Origin of the sequence: Ralstonia sp. 22086, assembly GCF_052045975.1 — a bacterium.
Lineage (GTDB): Bacteria > Pseudomonadota > Gammaproteobacteria > Burkholderiales > Burkholderiaceae > Ralstonia > Ralstonia wenshanensis.
In genome coordinates this window covers 1,012,152-1,030,033 of record NZ_JBQEPZ010000001.1, presented here as the reverse complement: position 1 = coordinate 1,030,033, position 17,882 = coordinate 1,012,152, and the positions used below count along the sequence as shown (strand labels likewise).

Here is a 17,882-nt window from a genome sequence, read left to right as displayed (position 1 = left end):
TTCAGGGAAACAGAAACAACTTCGATTTTGAGGCGTTTTCAACCATGCGAACCCAGCGCAAGCCTGTCCGGGCCCTCGATAAGCTCGATCGGCGCATCCTCGATCTGCTGCAAAAAGACGGAAGGCTGTCGATGAAGGAGCTGTCCGAGGCGGTCGGCCTGACCATCACGCCGTGCATCGAGCGCGTCAAACGGCTGGAGCGCGAGCATTTCATCCTGGGTTACTACGCGCGGCTCAATCCAGCCATGCTGGGTGCATCGCTGCTGGTGTTTGTGGAGATCAGCCTGGGCAGCAAATCCGGCAATATGTTCGAGCAGTTCCGGCGCGAGGTGCTGCGCATTCCCGAAGTGCTGGAGTGCCACCTCGTCTCCGGCGATTTCGACTACCTCATCAAGGCGCGCATTCGCGAGATGAGCGAATACCGCCGCTTGCTGGGCGACATCCTGCTGCAGTTGCCGGGCGCCGTGCAGTCCAAGAGTTACATCGTGATGGAGGAGATCAAGGAGACGCTCGCCATCGATGTGACAGAAGCGAGCGGGTGACGTAGCGTTGTCACGCAAACGCCTTAGGCTGGCCGGTATCTCATTAAAGACACCGGAGCCCGAATGTCCCACCAGCCGATCGTCAAGCCGACCCGCCGCACGCTGATCAAGGGTCTCGTTTCCGCCAGCGGTACCGCGTTGCTGGGCTCGCGTATTAGCGATGTGCTGGCGCAGGGCGTCGCGCCAGCTGCAGTGACGTCCGAGCGCCTGCGCCCCCAACTGCCTGGCGGTGTGATGAGCGGCGATATCACGGCTGACAGCGCCATCGTCTGGAGCCGCACCGACCGCCCTGCGCGCATGATCGTCGAATATTCGACAGACGCCGCCTTCAAGAATCTCGCGCGCCGCGTTGGCCCAGTAGCGCTCGAAAGCGGCGGCCTCACAGCCCGCGTTGACCTGACGGGCCTGCCTGCCGGCGCTGACCTGTTCTACCGCGTCCGCTTCCAGGATCTCGTGCACGACAAGGCGTTTAGCGAGCCAGTCACCGGCCGTTTTCGCACGGCGCCCGTGTCGGCCAATCGCCCGGTCTGCTTTGTCTTCTCTGGCGACGAGGCCGGCCAGGGCTGGGGCATCAACGAGCGTTTCGGCGGCTATCGTCTGTACGAAGCGATGCGTCGCGAATCGCCCGACTTCTTCATTCACTCCGGCGACCAGATCTACGCCGACGGCCCGATCCAGGCCGAGGTGAAACTGCCCGACGGCTCGCTGTGGACGAACCTCGTCACCGAGGCGAAGTCGCACGTTGCACAGACGCTCGACGACTACCGCGGCGCCTTCGCCTACAACCAACTGGACAAGAACAAGCGCGCGTTTTCCGCCGAGGTGCCGTTCCTCGTGCAGTGGGACGACCACGAGGTGCGCAACAACTGGTACCCCGGCCAGCAGATCGGCCCGGAAGAGAAGCGCTACCAGGAGAGCAGTGCGTCGCTATTGGCCGCGCGTGCGAAGCAGGCGATGTTCGAGTACAACCCGTTCCGCTTCAACCCGATCGACCCCGAGCAAATCTATCGCGCGTTCCAATACGGCCCGCTGCTCGACGTGTTCATGCTGGATGAGCGCAGCTATCGCGGGCGCAATTCGCCGAACCGCCAGACCCGGCTGGATGCCGATTCGGCCTTCCTCGGTCCGGCACAGGCGGCGTGGCTGAAGCAATCGCTCAAGCAGTCGAATGCGACGTGGAAGGTGATTGCCAGCGACATGCCGATCTCGCTGGTGGTGCCCGATCTGAACCCCGATGTGCCCAAAGGCACCTACGAAGCGTGGGCGAATGCGGATGACGGTGCGCCGTCGGGCCGCGAACTTGAGTTGGCCGAGATCCTGCGCTTCATCAAGCAGGAGAACATCCAGAACGTGGTGTGGGTAACGGCTGACGTGCACTACGCACAGGCCACGTACTACCACCCGTCGCGCGCAAAGTTCACGGAGTTCAAACCGTTCTGGGAATTCGTCGGCGGGCCGATCAATGCAGGCACGTTCGGGCCGAACGTAGTGGACCCAACCTTTGGGCCGGACCTGCGTTACATCAGCATTCCCAAGGACAATCCGCAGAACCAGTCGCCTGCAGCCCTGCAGCAGTATTACGGCCGCGCCAAGATCGACCCGGCCACGCGCACGATGCACGTGTCGCTCCACGATCTCGACGGCAAATCGCTCTGGGAAGTGAAGCTCGATCCCGAGGCGTAGCCACCGTCACCCGCAGCGCAGCGGGATCGGATGCGATACGATCAGTAGGCCCCCGCATCCATTCTGTTCCGCTGTGTCCGATATGTCCGATCGCCACGTCCCCCGCAAGGGACGCGGCGCCACTTCCAATCTGCAAGGCCGCTTCGAACGCGACGAACGCACGCGCGTCGACGATGGCTGGCAACCGCTCGTCGGGCATCTCGATCCGGACGACGCGCCGGCGCGCATCCAGACCTCTGTCTCCATCGAACGCGCCCGCTCGATCCTGAGCCATAACCAGTCGCCGGATATTCCGTTTGGGGTGTCGCTCAACCCGTATCGTGGCTGTGAACACGGTTGCGTGTATTGCTTTGCGCGGCCGACGCACGCGTACCTGGAGTTGTCGCCGGGTCTCGATTTCGAGACCAAACTGTTCGCCAAGACCAATGCCGCCGAGGTGCTGCGCGAAACGCTGGCCAAGCCCAGCTACCGCTGCGAGGCAATTGCGCTGGGCGTGAACACCGATGCGTATCAACCGATCGAGCGCGAGCTGCGCATCACGCGCGACGTGCTGCAGGTGCTGCACGATTGTGATCACCCGGTCGGGCTCATCACCAAGTCGACATTGATTGAGCGTGACATCGATCTGCTCGCCCCGATGGCCGCAAAGAACCTCGTCGTAGCCGCCGTGACCATCACCACGCTCGACGCCGATCTGGCGCGCAAGCTGGAGCCTCGCGCCGCCACGCCATCGCGCCGCCTGCGCACCATTCGCACGCTGGCCGAGGCGGGTATTCCGGTGGGTGTCAGCGTCGCGCCGATGATCCCCTTCATCACCGACGATCACATGGAGCAGATTCTGGAAGCCGCGCGCGAAGCGGGCGCCTCATACGCGAGCTACATCGTGTTGCGCTTGCCGAACGAGCTGAACGCGGTATTTCAGGATTGGCTGATGGCGCATTTTTCCGACCGGGCGCAACGCGTGATGAACCGTATCCGCGACCTGCACGGCGGGCACGATTACAAGGCGGATTTCGCCACGCGCATGCGCGGCACCGGCATCTGGGCGGACTTATTGCGGCAGCGTTTCTACAAGACCGCCGACAGGCTCGGCTTCAGTTACCACCGGTACAACGAACTGGTGCTCGACACGTCGCAGTTCAAACCGCCCGCGCGCACCGTCAAGTCAAGCAAGCCCGTTGACGAACGCCAAGGCAGTCTGTTTTGACTACTGCGACAGCTCTTTCGCCGCCTGCACCTGCGTTTCGAAATACGTCTGGAAGGTGATGGCGAGGCCGGCCATCAGCAGGCCCGTGCCGATCATCAGCGTGAAGATGCTGAGCAGCACGACAGGCCAGCCCGAATGTGTGGGCGCGCCGTCGGCATTGAATTGCGCATCCCATTTTTCGTCGGGGCGCAGGCCGTAGACCAGCGCAGACAGATAGCCCGCGAGCACTGAAGATCCACCGATTATTGCGCAGACCCAACCCGGGACGCTCGCACGCTGTGTCGACCACAGCAGCGCCACGCCAATCGCACCGAGCACCATGGCAAGCACTTGCGACCACGCCCAGAAATCGCGTTTGCCCTTGAGATAGAAGCGGTGCGCGCCCACGCTTCCGAACAGGAAGGCGAGCAGTACGGTCAGCAGCTTGGATTTTTTCTGAAGAGCGGTCGTAGGCATAGCGGGCGGTGAACACACGGCAAGAGCTGCGCCGCGCATTCTACGCCCAACATCAGCCGCGGCGCAGCCAAAAATGGCGGCGCCGGGAGCGCGTCCTAAAGACGCATCAGCAACTGGAAGAAGAGGCCGTCAGTTCGGCCGGACGCGCGCAGCGCTGCGGGGCGCTTGCGGCAGGAAGGGCAGAATCACTAAATCGGAACCGGACGCAGCGACAGCACGCTCATCGACACCGTCGAGTCCTGCTGCAGTTGGGGTGTCTGATGGCGCGAGCCGACTTCACCGTAGAGCAGGTGAGCGAGCACCAGCATAAAGGCCGTGGTCCAGACCAGGCCGAGGATAAGCCGCGCATGGCGGTGGAGGGGAAATGACATTGGAGCACCTGTTGTCGTTGTGTTTGGTGTGATGTCACGGGCACGCCAAACGTGTGCACGTGGCCTCCAATCCGACTCAGGTGCTCCCGCCAAGTTCCGGGATGCGAAATACGGCGGTGTGTGTCAGCCCCGGCGCGAGCCGCGCCAGTTACCTTGGTCGCCATTGCCGCGTTCCTGGCGCATGCGTTCTTGCTGTTGCTGCCAGTCGCCGCGGCCGCCGCCGTCCCGAGGTTGAACCCGACCATTGAGGCGATCATCGGCGCGGGCGCGCGCTTCCATGCGCTCCATTTGCGCGCGGATGCGGGCGGCCTGCTCGCTACGCGTGTCGGCAAAGAATTGCGCCACCAACGGACGTTCCTGCGGCATCGTCTGTGCCGTTTGCGTCCAGACGGGCATGGCGGATTCTGCAAAGGCGACGGCGGCTTGACGCGCCGATGCGTTGCCAGCCACAGCGCCCGCAGAGGCGACGATCAGAACGCCTGCCGCCAAGGGGCGAAGCAATGCGCGAATCGGCATGGCTATCTCCTGTCGGGCAAGGATTCGAGAGGGCCACGCGCCGCGTGTTTCTGGTGTGTGCAACAGAGATCGACGGCGCGTGTTCATGCTTGTCAATGTAAGGCTTCACTCAGCAGGCATCCACTGTCCGAACGTTACCCGTGTAACGAGATGTTTCGTGCACGCTTTGCCATGGCGAGGGGCGACGCCTAGGTCATTTCCCGGTGTAGCGGATGCGATACACAGCGCCGGCTAGGTCGTCCGAAACGAGCAAGCTGCCGTCAGGTGCCACCAGCACATCGGCTGGACGTCCCCATGCCTGTTCGCCCTGCAGCCAGCCGTGAGCGAACGGTTCCTGCTTCGTCACATTGCCGGCAACGTCCAACGCGATGCGCATGACGCGGTAGCCCACCTTTGACGATCGGTTCCACGAGCCGTGCTCGGCAATGAAGATATTGTTTCGGTACTCCGCCGGAAAGCTGCCCCCTGCATAGAACCGCATGCCCAATGCCGCCACGTGCGCCCCGAGCTTGGCGACAGGCGGCACGTAGTTGCTGCACGGGTGCCCAGCACCGAATTCTGGGTCTGGAATGTTGCCCGCGTGGCAGAACGGGTAGCCGAAGTGCGGATTGGGTTGAGTGATGCGGTTCAGCTCGTCGTCGGGCACGTCGTCACCCATCAGATCACGGCCGTTGTCGGTGAACCACAATTCGTGCGTAGTCGGGTGCCAGTCGAAGCCGACCGTGTTGCGAATGCCGCGCGCCACCAGTTCCAGTCCGCTGCCGTCGGCGTTCATGCGCATGATGTTGGCGTACCGGTTTTCATCGGGGCGGCAGATATTGCAGGGTGCGCCAACAGGCACATACAGTTTTCCGTCCGGCCCAAATGCGATGAATTTCCAGCCGTGATGCGTTTCTGTTGGCAACTTGTCGTTGATGACCATCGGCTCGGGTGGATTGCTGAGTCGCTTGTCGATGCCATCGAGCCTCACCACACGCGAAACCGCAGAAACATAAAGGTTGCCGTCACGCCATGCCACGCCAACAGGGAGTTGCAGCCCGGACGCCACCACATGGATGGGCGCATTCGGCGTCTGCAACGACATCGCATAGACTTTGCCGGCGCGGCTCCCGACATAGAGAATGCCGGCTGGAGAAAGCGCCATTTCACGTGCGGCCGGCATCGCGTCCGTCAGTACCTCGACACGGAAGCCGGGCGGTACGTGGAGTGTCTCGATGGGGGGCTTGGCGAGCGCCGCAGTCACTGCACCAAGCCAAGCTGCGACCACAATGGCGGGCTTTACGTACCGTCCTTGCCGCGCGTGCCGCCCGGCATCTTTATTCGCTACGCCTAAGTGTTTGTTTGGTCGGAGAAATTGCGCTATACTTGCGTGTTTCTCTGTACGCATACCCAGTTTTTCAAGGAATAGATCCATGGTCGTGATCCGTCTGGCCCGCGGTGGCTCCAAGAAGCGCCCGTTCTTCAATATCGTTGCGACCGACTCGCGTAACCGCCGTGATGGCCGTTTCATCGAGCGCGTCGGTTTCTACAACCCGCTCGCCGGTGAAGGCGAAGAAGGTCTGCGCATCGTGCAAGACCGCCTGACCTACTGGGAAGGCGTGGGCGCACAACTGTCGCCGACGGTTGCCCGTCTGGTGAAGCAAAACGGCAAGAAAGCTGCTGCCTAAGTTTTAGCATGCGTCGATCGACGGTGCCGTCCGAGCACTTCCTGCTGTGACGCGCGCCGCATCGACACGGCCGGGTCCTGTAGCTGCTGCAACGCAGGCAACCTCGCAAAAGGTTGCTGAACGGCTGCAAGCCATGCGCCCGGGCGCGGGCACCAACCCGACGCTCCCCGACGATCTAGTCGAGGTGGGTTATGTCGGTGGCGCCTACGGTATTCGCGGTTGGATCAAGGTCCAGTTGCACGGCGATGCTGACGCGTTGCTGAATGCGCGCACCTGGTGGCTCAAGCCGGCTGCTGGCGCACTGGCAACCTTGGCAGACTGGCGGGTGTTTCCCGTCGGTACGTCGCGTGAGCATAGCGGCACGGTGGTGGCGGGTTCGCCTGCCGCGCCCGATCGAAATGTCGCCGAGGCACTGCGCGGCTATGCCGTGTGGGTCAGCCGGGCCGATTTTCCCGAGCCGGACGATGACGAGTTCTACTGGGTCGATTTGATCGGCGCGACGGTCGTCAACGAGCAACAAGAAACGCTTGGCACGGTGGGCGGCCTGATCGACAACGGTGCGCATCAAATCCTGCGTATCGTCGGTGAAGGCGGCGTCGAGCGGCTCGTGCCATTTGTCGAGGTTTACGTGAAGTCGGTGGATGTCGCAGGCAAGCGCATCGTCGTCGACTGGGGTCTGGATTACTGAACATGCGGCCGGAGAATTCGGCGATGCAGTTCGACGTCGTCTCGCTGTTTCCGGACATGTTCCGGGCGCTGACGGACTGGGGGATCACCAGCCGTGCAGCCAAGCAGCAGGTGTACACGTTGCGCACCTGGAACCCGCGCGATTTCACGACGGACAACTACCGCACCGTGGACGATCGCCCTTACGGCGGTGGTCCAGGCATGGTGATGTTGGCCAAACCGCTGGAAGCCGCGCTGGATGCGATTCACGAGGCGCAAGCGCCGGCGCCTGCGCATGTGGTGTTGCTGTCGCCGCAAGGCAAGCCGCTTACACACAAGCGGGTGATGGAGCTGGCGCAACTGCCGGCCCTCACGTTGCTGTGTGGCCGTTACGAAGCGATCGATCAACGTCTGGTCGACCGTCGCGTAGATGAAGAAATCAGCCTTGGCGATTTCGTCCTTTCCGGCGGAGAGCTTGCAGCGATGGCGATCATCGACGCCGTGGTCCGGCAGTTGCCCGGCGTGCTGGGCGATGCGCAGTCGGCGGTGCAAGACAGTTTCGTCAACGGTTTGCTGGATTGCCCGCACTACACGCGGCCGGAAGAGTACGAAGGTGTGCGTGTGCCCGATGTGCTGCTGGGTGGCCACCATGCCGAGATCGAGAAGTGGCGCCGCCAGCAGGCGCTGTTGAATACGATGCGCAAGCGGCCCGATCTGATCGAGGCGGCGCGCAAGCAGGGTTTGTTGTCCCGCAGCGATGAGGTTTTCCTCGCTGCCGCGGCGATAACGGCAAAGGGGTCAGAGGCTTCCATACCGGAAGGCTCGGCCAAGTGAAGTTCCCATCCTCTACCGGGGCCGCGGTCTACCGACTGGGCAAAACGCCGGCACGATGGTCAAGGAGAAAAAGATGAATCTCATCGAGCAAATCGAGCAGGAAGAAATCAAGCGCCTGACGGCCAACAAGACGATCCCCCCGTTCGCCCCTGGCGACACCGTGATCGTCAACGTGAACGTCGTTGAAGGCACCCGCAAGCGTGTGCAGGCGTATGAAGGCGTGGTGATTGCCAAGCGCAATCGTGGCCTGAATTCGTCGTTCATCGTTCGCAAGATCTCTTCTGGCGAAGGTGTGGAGCGTACGTTCCAGCTGTACTCGCCGCTGCTTGCCAGCATCGAGGTGAAGCGTCGCGGTGATGTGCGCCGTGCGAAGCTGTACTACCTGCGCCAACGCTCGGGCAAGTCGGCACGCATCAAGGAGAAGCTGACCTTCAAGCGCAAGGAAGCCGCAGCGGAGTAATCTGCACGCGTTGCGAAAAGGCACCTTCGGGTGCCTTTTTTCTCTTTTGCGGCGGAAGATTGACCGCATATATGTCGTCCGCCCATCACCATTCAGTCCCATCCGATGCGCCGTCCCGTGTTCGATCCTGAGCAGTTGCCGGTGGTGCCGACCGAGGCATCGTTGCCGGCGCTCGGGGTCGCGCGATTGACCGCCGAGTTCGTACGCGCGCGGCTGCAGATGCCGCCCGACTGGCAACCGGAGCAGACGGATGAATCCCGCTTGATCGATGCTTCGCTCAAATTACGCGAGGCGGCGGTGTTGGTGCCGCTGGTGCAGCGCGAGGCAGGTCTGACGGTGCTGCTGACCCAACGCAATGCGTCGCTTAGCCAACATGCCGGCCAGGTCAGCTTTCCGGGCGGGGGGCGGGAAGACTTTGACCTCGACATGGTCGACACGGCGCTGCGCGAGACGATGGAAGAGGTCGGCATCAGTGCAAATTACATTGAGGTGATCGGTCGCCTGCCTGACTACATCACCGGGACGGGTTTCCACGTGAGCCCGATTGTCGGATTGCTGGCGCCCGATTTCACCCTCCAACCCGACCCCAGCGAAGTGGCCGAGGTGTTTGAGGTGCCGCTGGCCTTCTTGATGGACCCGGCCAACCACGAAGTGCGCGAGCTGCGGTGGGAAGACCGTGTGCGTCGTTTCTATGCGATGCCTTATCGACGATCTGGGCGATCTGACCAAGTGCCAGATGCTGGTTATCACTTCATCTGGGGTGCGACGGCCGGCATGCTGCGCAACCTGTATCACCTGCTGGCAGCGTAGCGTCGGCGCGAATATGGGCCCCGAGGTGCGCTGTTGCGCGCACGCTGTGTGCTATCGTCTTGCACATCGCATTCACGGCGTGATCCACGCCCTCGCAACGCCCTTCCAATGACTTTTTTCTCCGTACTCTGCGCGCTGATTCTTGAACAGTTCCGTGCGCTCAGCCGGGACAACCCGATCTACGACGTCGTGCGCGCACTGGCCGCGCGGGCAGAAGAATGGTTCGACACGGGCCATCGTCGCGATGCCGTGCTCGCCTGGTGCGTGGTTACGCTGCCGGCCGTGGTGGTCGTGGCGCTGGTGCACTACCTCCTGTCGTCGATCAGCCTTGGGCTGGCGTTCCTGTGGAATGTCCTGATGGTGTACCTGACGCTTGGCTTCCGCCAGTTCAGCCACTACTTCACCGATATCCACGAGGCGCTGCGCAGCGATGACGTTGTCACTGCGCGCCTGCTGCTCAACGAATGGTCGGGGCAGGACACGACCGACATGCCGGTCAACGAGATCGTCCGCCATACGCTCGAATGCGCGATCGTGGCGGCGCATCGCCACGTGTTTGGCGTGTTCTTCTGGTTCCTGGTTCCGATCGGTCCCGCCGGCGTAGTGTTGTACCGCGGCGCTGAATACCTCGCTCGCCACTGGAGCGATACGTCGATGGAGCGTAGCCCAGCGCTCGGTCTCTTTGCCCGTCAGGCATTCTTTGTCATCGATTACATCCCTGCGCGCCTGACTGCGATCGGCTTCTCCATCGTCGGCAACTTTGAAGATGCCGTGTACGCATGGCGCAACCGCGCTGCCAAGTGGAACGACGAAGTGAATGGCATCCTGCTGGCGGCCGGGGGCGGCGCACTCGGCGTGCGTCTTGGGACGCCCATTGCGCAACGTGATTCGGTCGACAGCATTGCCGACGAAGACGGCGCCTATCCGATGGAAGTGGGGCAGGAGCCGAATGTCCGCACGCTGCAGTCAGCTGTGGGATTGGTGTGGCGCGCGGTGGTGCTGTGGATGCTGCTGCTGGCGATGCTGTCGATTGCCGTCTGGCTGGGCTGATGCGGCACCACGATGCCTAGCCGCTGAACGATCAATCAGGCCGCATCCTCGCGGTCTTTGCCGCAGCGCCAGCACTGGGCGAACTGCGGCTCGTGACTTTCTGCGCAATGCGCGCAGCGCCAGGCTGGGCCGGTGGGCGGATGCCGTGCCTGATCGAGTAGCGCTTGCGCCTGCGCTTCCTGCGCCGGGTCCACCAGCCAGACTTGCGCCGCGCAATCCTGCGGCGGAATATCACCCGCCACGCTGCTCAGGTAGATGTTGCGCAGCTCGGTGCGGATGCCGGCGGCAGACAGCACGTTCTGCCAGTGTGCCGCCATGCCGAGCGATGAACTGCTGATCAGCAACTTCATCTCAGCCTCCCCGAACGTGTTACGAAGCCGTTACCAAGGCTTCTGTTGCTCCGATTCGTGCAACAGTTGCGCGTAAAGCTGGTGCCGCCGTGGATCGATCTTGCCTTCGGCCATCGCACCCAGAATGCCACAGCCAGGTTCCTGCAGGTGCCGGCAGTTATAAAAGCGGCACTCGGTCAGGCGCGAGCGGAATTCAGGGAAGGCGCGTTCCAGCATGCCCTCGCTCAGGTGATGCAGGCCGAATTCCTGGAAGCCCGGCGAGTCAATCAGCACGCCGCCCTTGCCCCATTCCGCGGGTAAGTGATAGAGCCGTGTGAACGTGGTTGTGTGCTTGCCGGAATCGAGCTTTTCGGAGATCTCGCGCGTTTGCGCATCCACGCCCGGAATCAGCAGATTCAGCAGTGACGACTTGCCCATGCCCGACTGCCCGATCAGGATCGAGGCGCGCCCAGCCACGTGAGGTTCAAGCGCTGCGTGCGCGGCGTCCGGTGCACCATGTACGGTCAGTTCGACGATGGCGTAACCCAGCTCCCGGTAGAGCGCCAGGCGTGAGCGAGCCGTCTCCAACCGGGCGGTCAAGTCGATCTTGTTGAGCAGGATCAGCGGGGTGATGCCGAGGGACTCTGCCGCGACAAGCGCGCGGCCAAGCAGGTCTTCCGAAAAGCTCGGCTCGGTGCCGAGCATGATGATGACCTGATCCAGGTTCGCGGCCAGCACCTTCGATTTGAACTGATCGGAGCGGTAGAGCAGGTTGCGGCGCTCGTCAACGCGTACGACGACGCCTTGGTCGACGGCAGTGGCTTCATAGACCACGCGATCGCCGACAGCGCATTCGCTGCGCTTGCCGCGCGGGAAACATTGCAGGAAGCCGCCGCCCTCGCGTTCTACCAGGTAATGTCGCCCGTGCGCGGCGATGACAAGCCCGTGTTCGCCGGTGGCTGTCTGCTTATGGGCGCGGCTCGGTTTGCCGCGCGTCATGCCGTGCGAGCCTGCACAAGGCGCTCCACGCGCTGCGATGCAGTCGGGTGCGAATAATAGAACGTTGAGTAGACCGGGTCCGGGGTGAGTGTCGATGCGTTGTCCTGGAACAGCTTGACCAGCGCCGAGACGAGTTGATTTGCGTCGGCGTGCTCGGCGGCAAAAGCATCCGCTTCGTACTCGTCCTTGCGCGACGACAGACTTGCCAGCGGCGAGACGAAGAACGTGAACACCGGCAACACCAGGAAAAACAGCATCAGCGCCAGCGCGTGGTTGTCGGAGAACAGGTTGGGCGCGACGCCAAGGCCCAGGTAGAACCATGTGCGCGTCATAAGCCAGCCAAGGAGCGCCAGCGCACCCAGGCTCAGCACGAACGTCACGGCAATGCGCTTGGTGATGTGATGGCGCTTGAAATGCCCAAGTTCATGGGCGAGCACGGCTTCCATCTCGGACGGATTAAGCCGGGCGAGCAGCGTGTCGAAGAAGACGATGCGCTTGGTTGCGCCAAAGCCGCTGAAGTAGGCGTTGCCGTGGGCGCTGCGTCGGCTGCCGTCCATCACGAACAGGCCCTTGCTGGCAAAGCCGCAGCGCTTGAGCAAGCTTTCGATGCGCGAGCGCATTTCCTCGTCCTGCAGCGGGGTGAACTTGTTGTAGAGCGGTGCGATGACGTTCGGGTAGATCGCCTGAACAAACAGCATGAACGCCATCCAGACGATCCAGGTGTAGAGCCACCAGTACGTGCCCATCTTGTCCATCAGCCAAAGCACCGCCAGTAGGAGCGGCAGACCCAGCACGGTGCCGATGGCCAAGCCCTTGAGGTTGTCGGCCAACCATAGCTTGAACGTCATGCGGTTGAAGCCGAATCGCTCTTCCACGACAAACTGCCCATACAGCGAAAACGGCAACTCGATCACGCTGCTGATCGCGATGACCGACGCGGTCAGCGCCACGCCATACGCATAACCGGGGCCGAACACGCCCAGCCATGCCTGGTTGATCCAGTTCAGTCCACCCAGCAGCGTCAACGCAATCAGAAGGGCCGCCTGAACCGGTACTTCGAGCATCGCCAGACGGGTTCGGGCGATGGTGTAGTCGGCGGCCTTGCGGTGCATGTCCAGCGTGATGGACTCGGCAAACTGCGCCGGCACGGCATCGCGGTGACGCGCCACGTGACGGACTTGCCGCGCGGCCAGCCACAGGCGCGTGGCGGACATCAATGCAAGGGCGACCAGGAAGACAGCAGTAAAGGCGGGCATGTGGGGAAACACCTATCAGATATGCGAAAATTATAGCCTTCAGTCATTTTCTCAAGGCCCTTGAGTGAGCACCCCAGTGAGTCCCCCCGTTTCCCCGTCCGCCACATCCACCTCGACCTCCAACCGCGTTGCCGCTAAAAGCGATAACAACCTCGTTTGGCTAGACATGGAGATGACCGGCCTGAGCCCCGAAAACGACCGCATCATCGAAGTGGCCGTGGTGGTGACGGATTCGGAGTTGAACATCCTCGCTGAAGGCCCTGTGCTGGTGATTCATCAGTCCGACGAGTTGCTCGACGGCATGGACGCCTGGAACAAGGGCACGCACGGCCGGTCGGGCCTGATCGACAAGGTCAAGGCGTCGACCACGACCGAAGCGGAAGCGGAAGCTGAACTGCTGGCCTTCCTCAAGAAGTGGGTGCCGAAGAGCAAGTCGCCGATGTGCGGCAACTCCATCTGCCAGGACCGCCGTTTCATGGCGCGCTACATGCCCAAGCTCGAGGAGTACTTCCATTACCGCAACCTGGACGTCTCGACGCTCAAGGAGCTTTGCAAGCGCTGGCAGCCGGCCATTGCCAAGGGCTTTACGAAGCACCAGCGGCACACGGCATTCGCAGACATCATCGAGTCGATCGAAGAGCTGCGCTATTACCGCGAGCACTTCATCCGCGATGTACCGCAAACGCCGGATGCTGAAGCGCTGGCGTCTTCGGTCGCCCCGTAAGCGTTAAGCCTGCAGCGGTTTTGCGCGCACAGCGTGCTTGGGTCGCCAGGCCTTGACCACGCTGTCGTGCGTGTCGATATACGGGCCGCCGATCAAATCGATGCAGTAGGGCACGGCCGCAAAGATGCCCGGGACCGTGGCGCGGCCCTCCACATCCTTCAAGCCCTCCAGCGTTTCCCTGATGGCACGCGGTTGACCGGGCAGGTTGATGATCAGCGTCGCGCGCGACGGCGTCTCGCGGATTACCGCCACCTGACGCGACAGAATGGCCGTCGGCACGAAATGCAGGCTGATCTGGCGCATCTGCTCGCCGAAACCTGGCATTTCCTTGGTGGCGACGGCCAGCGTGGCCTCGGGCGTTACATCGCGGCGCGTGGGGCCGGTGCCGCCCGTGGTGAGCACCAAATCGCACCCGGCATGGTCGACGAGGTCGATCAGCGTTTCGGCAATCGCCGCTTGATCGTCCGGAATCAGCCGCTCCACCCCTTGCCACGGCGATGAGAGCGCGGTGCCAAACCAGTCCCGCAGCGCGGGAATCCCTTCATCCTGATACGTGCCGGCCGATGCGCGATCCGAAATCGACACAAAACCGACGACCAGTTCGTCGGCGTGGCGACGGGTGATCGGCGCGGAGGGGGTAGGGGCTGTCATGCTTCGTCGTCTTCAGCTTCGGGTAGATCGGCGTCGTCTTCATCGCGGTCGTTGCCCGACAGGGCCTGCTTGACCATCTGGAACAGCTCGCGCGACGACTTGGGCGGCTTGGCCAACTGCGCCTCCTTGCGTGCATTGCGTACCAGCGTACGTAGCGCCTGCACGTCGGAATCGGGGTGCGCTGCAATGAACTCGGTGATGGCGTCGTCGCTGGCGATCAGGCGGTCGCGCCAACGCTCGATGGCATGCAGGCGCGCAGTTTCTGCCTTGGAGGCGCCTACGAAGGTGGCCAGGACGCGGCGGATGGCCTCCACTTCCTCGTCGGTCAGGGCGCGCATCAGCTTGCCGATGTACTGCATCTGGCGGCGCTTGCCTTCGTGGGCGGTGGTGCGTTTGGCCTCGCGCAGGGCGTCAACCAGCTTTTCGGGCAGCGGCACCTTGGCGAGTTTGTCCTTGGGCAGCGCTTCCAGGGCCGTGCCCAGGTCTTGCAAGGCGTTCACCTCGCGCTTGCGCTGCGATTTGCTCTTGGGCGTATCCGGATCGTCCTCGTCACCGATGTCGGTGCGCACGACGGGTTGGAGATACGTGGGGTTGTGTCGGGATGCTCGGCTCATGGCGCGCATTGTATCTTGCTATGATGGGCACTTTCGCCAGTTCTTGCCCGCTTTTGGCAAAATCGCGGCACCCGTTTCTCCCCTCCATTGCCTATGTCTCAAACGCTCGATTCCAAGACCGCCCCTGTGTTTGCCTACCGCCGCGAACAGCTCGAGGAGATGGCCACCGATGTGCTGCGCATTGCACGCGAACTCGGTGCTTCCGATGCCGCAACGGAAATCTCCGAAGGCCAGGGCCTGTCGGTCACGGTCCGCAAGGGCGAGATCGAGACCATCGAGCAGAACCGCGACAAGATTGTTGGCGTGACAGTCATGCTCGGCAAGAAGCGCGGCAACGCCAGCACGTCGGACTTTTCGCCGGCGGCACTGCGGTCCACCGTCGAGGCCGCCTACAACATTGCGCGCTTCACGGCCGACGATGATTGCGCCGGCTTGGCAGAAGAAGAACTGCTGGAGAAGCACCCGCAAGACCTGCAGCTCTATCACCCCTGGATGATCGACGCCGAAGCGGCCGTGGAGATCGCACGCGCCGCGGAAGCCGCTGCCTTTGCCGTGAGCCCGAAAATCCGCAACAGCGATGGCTCCAGCATCTCGGCACAGCATTCGCACTTCGTACTGGCCACGTCGCGCGGTTTCATGGGCGGCTACCCATATTCGCGTCACTTCATTTCGGCCGCGCCCATCGCTGGTTCGGGTGCGCACATGCAGCGTGACGATTGGTATTCGTCCAAGCGCTCGCCGGATGATCTGGCTGCGCCCGAAGCGATCGGCAAATACGCGGCGGAACGTGCGTTGGCGCGTCTAGGCGCGCGCCGCCTGACGACGCGCAAGTGCCCGGTGTTGTTCGAAGCGCCGCTCGCTGCGGGTTTGCTGGGCGCGTTCGTGCAGGCGGTATCGGGCGGCGCGTTGTATCGCAAGTCGACTTTCCTGCTCGATACGCTGGGCAAGGAAGTTTTCGCGCCGCACGTGCAGATCACGGAAGACCCGCACGTCCTCAACGGCATGGGCAGCGCGCCGTTCGACGAGGAAGGCGTGCGCACGCAGCGCCGCGATGTCGTAGAGAACGGCGTGGTGGAGGGCTACTTCCTGTCGACGTATTCCGCGCGCAAGCTCGGCATGCAAACCACAGGCAATGCCGGCGGCTCGCACAACCTGACGCTGTTCTCAGACAAGACCACGCCAGAGGACGACTTTGCTGGCATGCTGCGCCGCATGGGTACGGGCCTGCTGGTGACCGAACTGATGGGCCAGGGCGTGAACTACGTAACCGGGGACTACTCGCGCGGCGCATCGGGCTACTGGGTCGAGAACGGCGTGATCCAGTATCCGGTGGAAGAGATCACGATCGCCGGTAATCTGGGCGAGATGTTCCGCCAGATCGTCGCCATCGGTGCCGACGCGCTGGTGCGCGGTACGAAGGAAACCGGCTCCATTCTGATCGAACAGATGACGATTGCCGGCGAATAAATTGCCGTAGTCAAAATGAAAAACGCGCTCGAAACTGAGCGCGTTTTTTTTGCCTGCTGTGGTTACTGCTCGTTCGATGGCGGACGTTCGTATGTAACGAACGCGTAGTCGAAATCGTTGGGCGCGGCCGCGTGGTGCGTCTCGCGTGCAACCTCGTGCCAGAGCTTTGGGTCCGGCGCGGGAAAGTGTGCATCGCCTTCGAAATCGGCGTCGATCTCCGTGACGATCAAGCGGTCTGCGCTCGGGAGGGCATCCGCATACAGTTGCGCGCCGCCGATCAGGAAGATCTGCTCGGCGCCCACGCACAAGCGCTGGGCGTCTTCCATCGAATAGGCGATCTCACAGCCCGGCAGCTCAAGCTTGGCATTGCGCGTGACGACAATGTTGCGCCGGCCCGGCAGCGGGCGGCCGATCGAATCGTACGTCTTGCGGCCCATCACGATGGGCGCACCCATGGTCGTGCGCTTGAAGTGCGCGAGATCTTCCGGCAGGCGCCAGGGCAGGGTGTTGTTGCGTCCAATCACGCCATTGCGGGCGCGGGCGACGATGAGCGTCAGGATGGTCATACGGTTACACGGCCACCGGTGCTTTGATCGCAGGGTGGCTCTGGTACCCGACGATTTCAAAGTCTTCGTACTGGTAGTCGAAGATGCTGTCGGGCTTGCGCTTGATGACCAGTTTCGGCAACGGCAGCGGTTCACGCGCGAGTTGCGTCTCCACCTGTTCAAAGTGGTTGTTGTAGAGGTGGCAGTCGCCGCCGGTCCAGACGAAATCGCCCACATCGAGGCCGGTCTGTTGCGCAACCATGTGCACGAGCAGCGCGTAGCTCGCAATGTTGAACGGCACGCCGAGGAAGATGTCGGCGCTGCGCTGGTAGAGCTGGCATGACAGCTTGCCGTCGGCCACGTAGAACTGGAAGAACGCGTGGCAGGGCGGCAGCTTCATGCGCGGGATGTCCGCCACGTTCCAGGCCGAGACGATCAGCCGGCGCGAATCGGGGTTGCCCTTGATCTGTGCGATCAGCTCGGCGATCTGGTCAATGTGTTCGCCGTTAGGCGTCGGCCACGAACGCCATTGGGAGCCGTAGACGGGGCCCAGTTCGCCGTCGGCGTCGGCCCATTCGTCCCAGATCGTCACGCCGTTGTCTTGCAGCCACCGCACGTTAGTCGAGCCCTGGAGGAACCACAGCAGCTCATAGACGATGGATTTGATGTGGACCTTCTTGGTGGTCACCAGCGGAAAGCCGTCCTGCAGGTTGAAGCGCATCTGGTGGCCGAACACCGAGCGCGTGCCGGTGCCGGTGCGATCGGCTTTGTCGGTGCCATGTTCGTAGACATGGCGCATCAGGTCGAGATAAGGCTTCATGCGAGCGCGGGCGAAGAGGCGGGGCGTCGGGAAATCGAGTGAGCCGCATTGTAACGTGAGCGGCCCGGCGTCGACTGTACCGGCAGTGTCCGGAAACTGGCCCGTTCAGATGACCAGAACGGCTGGACCGGCAAAACGCAGGATTGTCGATGTTGTAAGGGGCGGCGGGGCTGGCAGGATGGCGCTATCGTTTCAACTGTCTGACGGAGAAAGAT

At 62.5% G+C, this 17,882-nt stretch carries 22 protein-coding genes; 11 read left to right on the top strand and 11 right to left on the bottom strand.

The window, feature by feature from the left end:
• The first annotated feature begins 44 nt into the window (after positions 1-44).
• The 3 genes from ACTJK6_RS04825 to ACTJK6_RS04815 all read left to right on the top strand — a co-directional run bounded on the left by ACTJK6_RS04825 (position 45) and on the right by ACTJK6_RS04815 (position 3,432).
• Positions 45-542 (top strand): Lrp/AsnC ligand binding domain-containing protein, encoded by a 498-nt coding sequence (locus tag ACTJK6_RS04825; protein WP_232042307.1) that lies wholly within the window; start codon positions 45-47, stop codon positions 540-542.
• 63 nt (positions 543-605) lie between these two features.
• Entirely contained in the window at positions 606-2,225 is a 1,620-nt protein-coding gene (locus ACTJK6_RS04820) for an alkaline phosphatase D family protein (RefSeq protein ID WP_440838440.1), read from the top strand.
• Positions 2,226-2,307: 82 nt separating this feature from the next.
• Positions 2,308-3,432, top strand: coding sequence for a PA0069 family radical SAM protein (locus tag ACTJK6_RS04815; RefSeq protein WP_433866683.1), 1,125 nt, complete (start codon positions 2,308-2,310; stop codon positions 3,430-3,432).
• Here the strand turns inward: ACTJK6_RS04815 and ACTJK6_RS04810 are convergent, their stop codons facing one another.
• The 4 genes from ACTJK6_RS04810 to ACTJK6_RS04795 form a co-directional block, all read right to left on the bottom strand.
• Positions 3,433-3,888 (bottom strand): TM2 domain-containing protein, encoded by a 456-nt coding sequence (locus ACTJK6_RS04810; protein ID WP_260802795.1) that lies wholly within the window; start codon positions 3,886-3,888, stop codon positions 3,433-3,435. It lies immediately after the preceding gene.
• A gap of 188 nt (positions 3,889-4,076) precedes the next feature.
• Complete coding sequence (locus ACTJK6_RS04805) at positions 4,077-4,259, bottom strand: hypothetical protein (RefSeq protein ID WP_440816601.1); 183 nt, start codon at positions 4,257-4,259, stop codon at positions 4,077-4,079.
• Positions 4,260-4,382: 123 nt separating this feature from the next.
• On the bottom strand, positions 4,383-4,775 hold the full coding sequence (locus ACTJK6_RS04800) for a hypothetical protein (protein ID WP_316868629.1): 393 nt from the start codon (positions 4,773-4,775) through the stop codon (positions 4,383-4,385).
• Positions 4,776-4,968: 193 nt separating this feature from the next.
• Positions 4,969-6,042, bottom strand: a complete 1,074-nt coding sequence (locus ACTJK6_RS04795) for a PQQ-dependent sugar dehydrogenase (protein WP_440838785.1) — start codon at positions 6,040-6,042, stop codon at positions 4,969-4,971.
• Positions 6,043-6,187: 145 nt separating this feature from the next.
• Between ACTJK6_RS04795 and rpsP the strand changes: the two genes are divergently transcribed.
• From rpsP to ACTJK6_RS04765, 6 genes are all read left to right on the top strand, one after another.
• Positions 6,188-6,442, top strand: coding sequence for a 30S ribosomal protein S16 (rpsP, locus tag ACTJK6_RS04790; RefSeq protein WP_024976244.1), 255 nt, complete (start codon positions 6,188-6,190; stop codon positions 6,440-6,442).
• Between the two features lie 133 nt (positions 6,443-6,575).
• Positions 6,576-7,130 (top strand): ribosome maturation factor RimM, encoded by a 555-nt coding sequence (gene rimM / locus ACTJK6_RS04785; protein WP_260803121.1) that lies wholly within the window; start codon positions 6,576-6,578, stop codon positions 7,128-7,130.
• Between the two features lie 23 nt (positions 7,131-7,153).
• On the top strand, positions 7,154-7,942 hold the full coding sequence (trmD, locus tag ACTJK6_RS04780) for a tRNA (guanosine(37)-N1)-methyltransferase TrmD (protein WP_440076815.1): 789 nt from the start codon (positions 7,154-7,156) through the stop codon (positions 7,940-7,942).
• Between the two features lie 73 nt (positions 7,943-8,015).
• Positions 8,016-8,402, top strand: a complete 387-nt coding sequence (rplS, locus tag ACTJK6_RS04775) for a 50S ribosomal protein L19 (RefSeq protein WP_004629138.1) — start codon at positions 8,016-8,018, stop codon at positions 8,400-8,402.
• A 105-nt stretch (positions 8,403-8,507) separates the two neighbouring features.
• Positions 8,508-9,212 carry a CoA pyrophosphatase gene (locus ACTJK6_RS04770; RefSeq protein ID WP_440838439.1) on the top strand — a complete coding sequence of 235 codons (705 nt, stop codon included), beginning with the start codon at positions 8,508-8,510 and terminating at the stop codon, positions 9,210-9,212.
• A 108-nt stretch (positions 9,213-9,320) separates the two neighbouring features.
• A complete protein-coding gene (locus ACTJK6_RS04765; protein ID WP_232042315.1) occupies positions 9,321-10,262 on the top strand; it encodes a CobD/CbiB family protein in 942 nt (313 codons plus the stop codon).
• A gap of 35 nt (positions 10,263-10,297) precedes the next feature.
• Here the strand turns inward: ACTJK6_RS04765 and ACTJK6_RS04760 are convergent, their stop codons facing one another.
• From ACTJK6_RS04760 to ACTJK6_RS04750, 3 genes are read right to left on the bottom strand one after another with little or no spacing between them, the layout of a single operon-like run.
• Positions 10,298-10,612, bottom strand: a complete 315-nt coding sequence (locus ACTJK6_RS04760) for a DUF2007 domain-containing protein (protein ID WP_232042316.1) — start codon at positions 10,610-10,612, stop codon at positions 10,298-10,300.
• Positions 10,613-10,642: 30 nt separating this feature from the next.
• Complete coding sequence (rsgA, locus tag ACTJK6_RS04755) at positions 10,643-11,590, bottom strand: ribosome small subunit-dependent GTPase A (RefSeq protein ID WP_440838438.1); 948 nt, start codon at positions 11,588-11,590, stop codon at positions 10,643-10,645.
• Entirely contained in the window at positions 11,587-12,846 is a 1,260-nt protein-coding gene (locus ACTJK6_RS04750; RefSeq protein ID WP_440838437.1) for a M48 family metallopeptidase, read from the bottom strand. The genes rsgA and ACTJK6_RS04750 overlap by 4 nt, the downstream gene beginning before the upstream one ends.
• A 76-nt stretch (positions 12,847-12,922) precedes the next feature.
• On the opposite strand from ACTJK6_RS04750, the gene orn reads away from it, so the two are divergent.
• A complete protein-coding gene (gene orn, locus ACTJK6_RS04745; protein WP_373407656.1) occupies positions 12,923-13,570 on the top strand; it encodes an oligoribonuclease in 648 nt (215 codons plus the stop codon).
• Positions 13,571-13,573: 3 nt separating this feature from the next.
• Here orn and mog read toward each other — a convergent pair whose 3' ends face one another.
• Positions 13,574-14,221: a molybdopterin adenylyltransferase gene (gene mog / locus ACTJK6_RS04740; RefSeq protein WP_440838436.1), complete on the bottom strand. Its 648-nt coding sequence runs from the start codon at positions 14,219-14,221 to the stop codon at positions 13,574-13,576.
• Positions 14,218-14,835: a ribosome biogenesis factor YjgA gene (yjgA, locus tag ACTJK6_RS04735; RefSeq protein WP_280928274.1), complete on the bottom strand. Its 618-nt coding sequence runs from the start codon at positions 14,833-14,835 to the stop codon at positions 14,218-14,220. The genes mog and yjgA overlap by 4 nt, the downstream gene beginning before the upstream one ends.
• Positions 14,836-14,928: 93 nt before the next feature.
• Here yjgA and pmbA point away from each other — a divergent pair, with 93 nt between their 5' ends.
• Positions 14,929-16,302, top strand: coding sequence for a metalloprotease PmbA (pmbA, locus tag ACTJK6_RS04730; protein WP_440838435.1), 1,374 nt, complete (start codon positions 14,929-14,931; stop codon positions 16,300-16,302).
• A gap of 62 nt (positions 16,303-16,364) precedes the next feature.
• Here the strand turns inward: pmbA and ACTJK6_RS04725 are convergent, their stop codons facing one another.
• Positions 16,365-16,868, bottom strand: coding sequence for a dihydrofolate reductase (locus ACTJK6_RS04725; RefSeq protein WP_260802787.1), 504 nt, complete (start codon positions 16,866-16,868; stop codon positions 16,365-16,367).
• A gap of 4 nt (positions 16,869-16,872) precedes the next feature.
• Entirely contained in the window at positions 16,873-17,667 is a 795-nt protein-coding gene (locus tag ACTJK6_RS04720; protein WP_316868640.1) for a thymidylate synthase, read from the bottom strand.
• Positions 17,668-17,882: the final 215 nt, after the last annotated feature.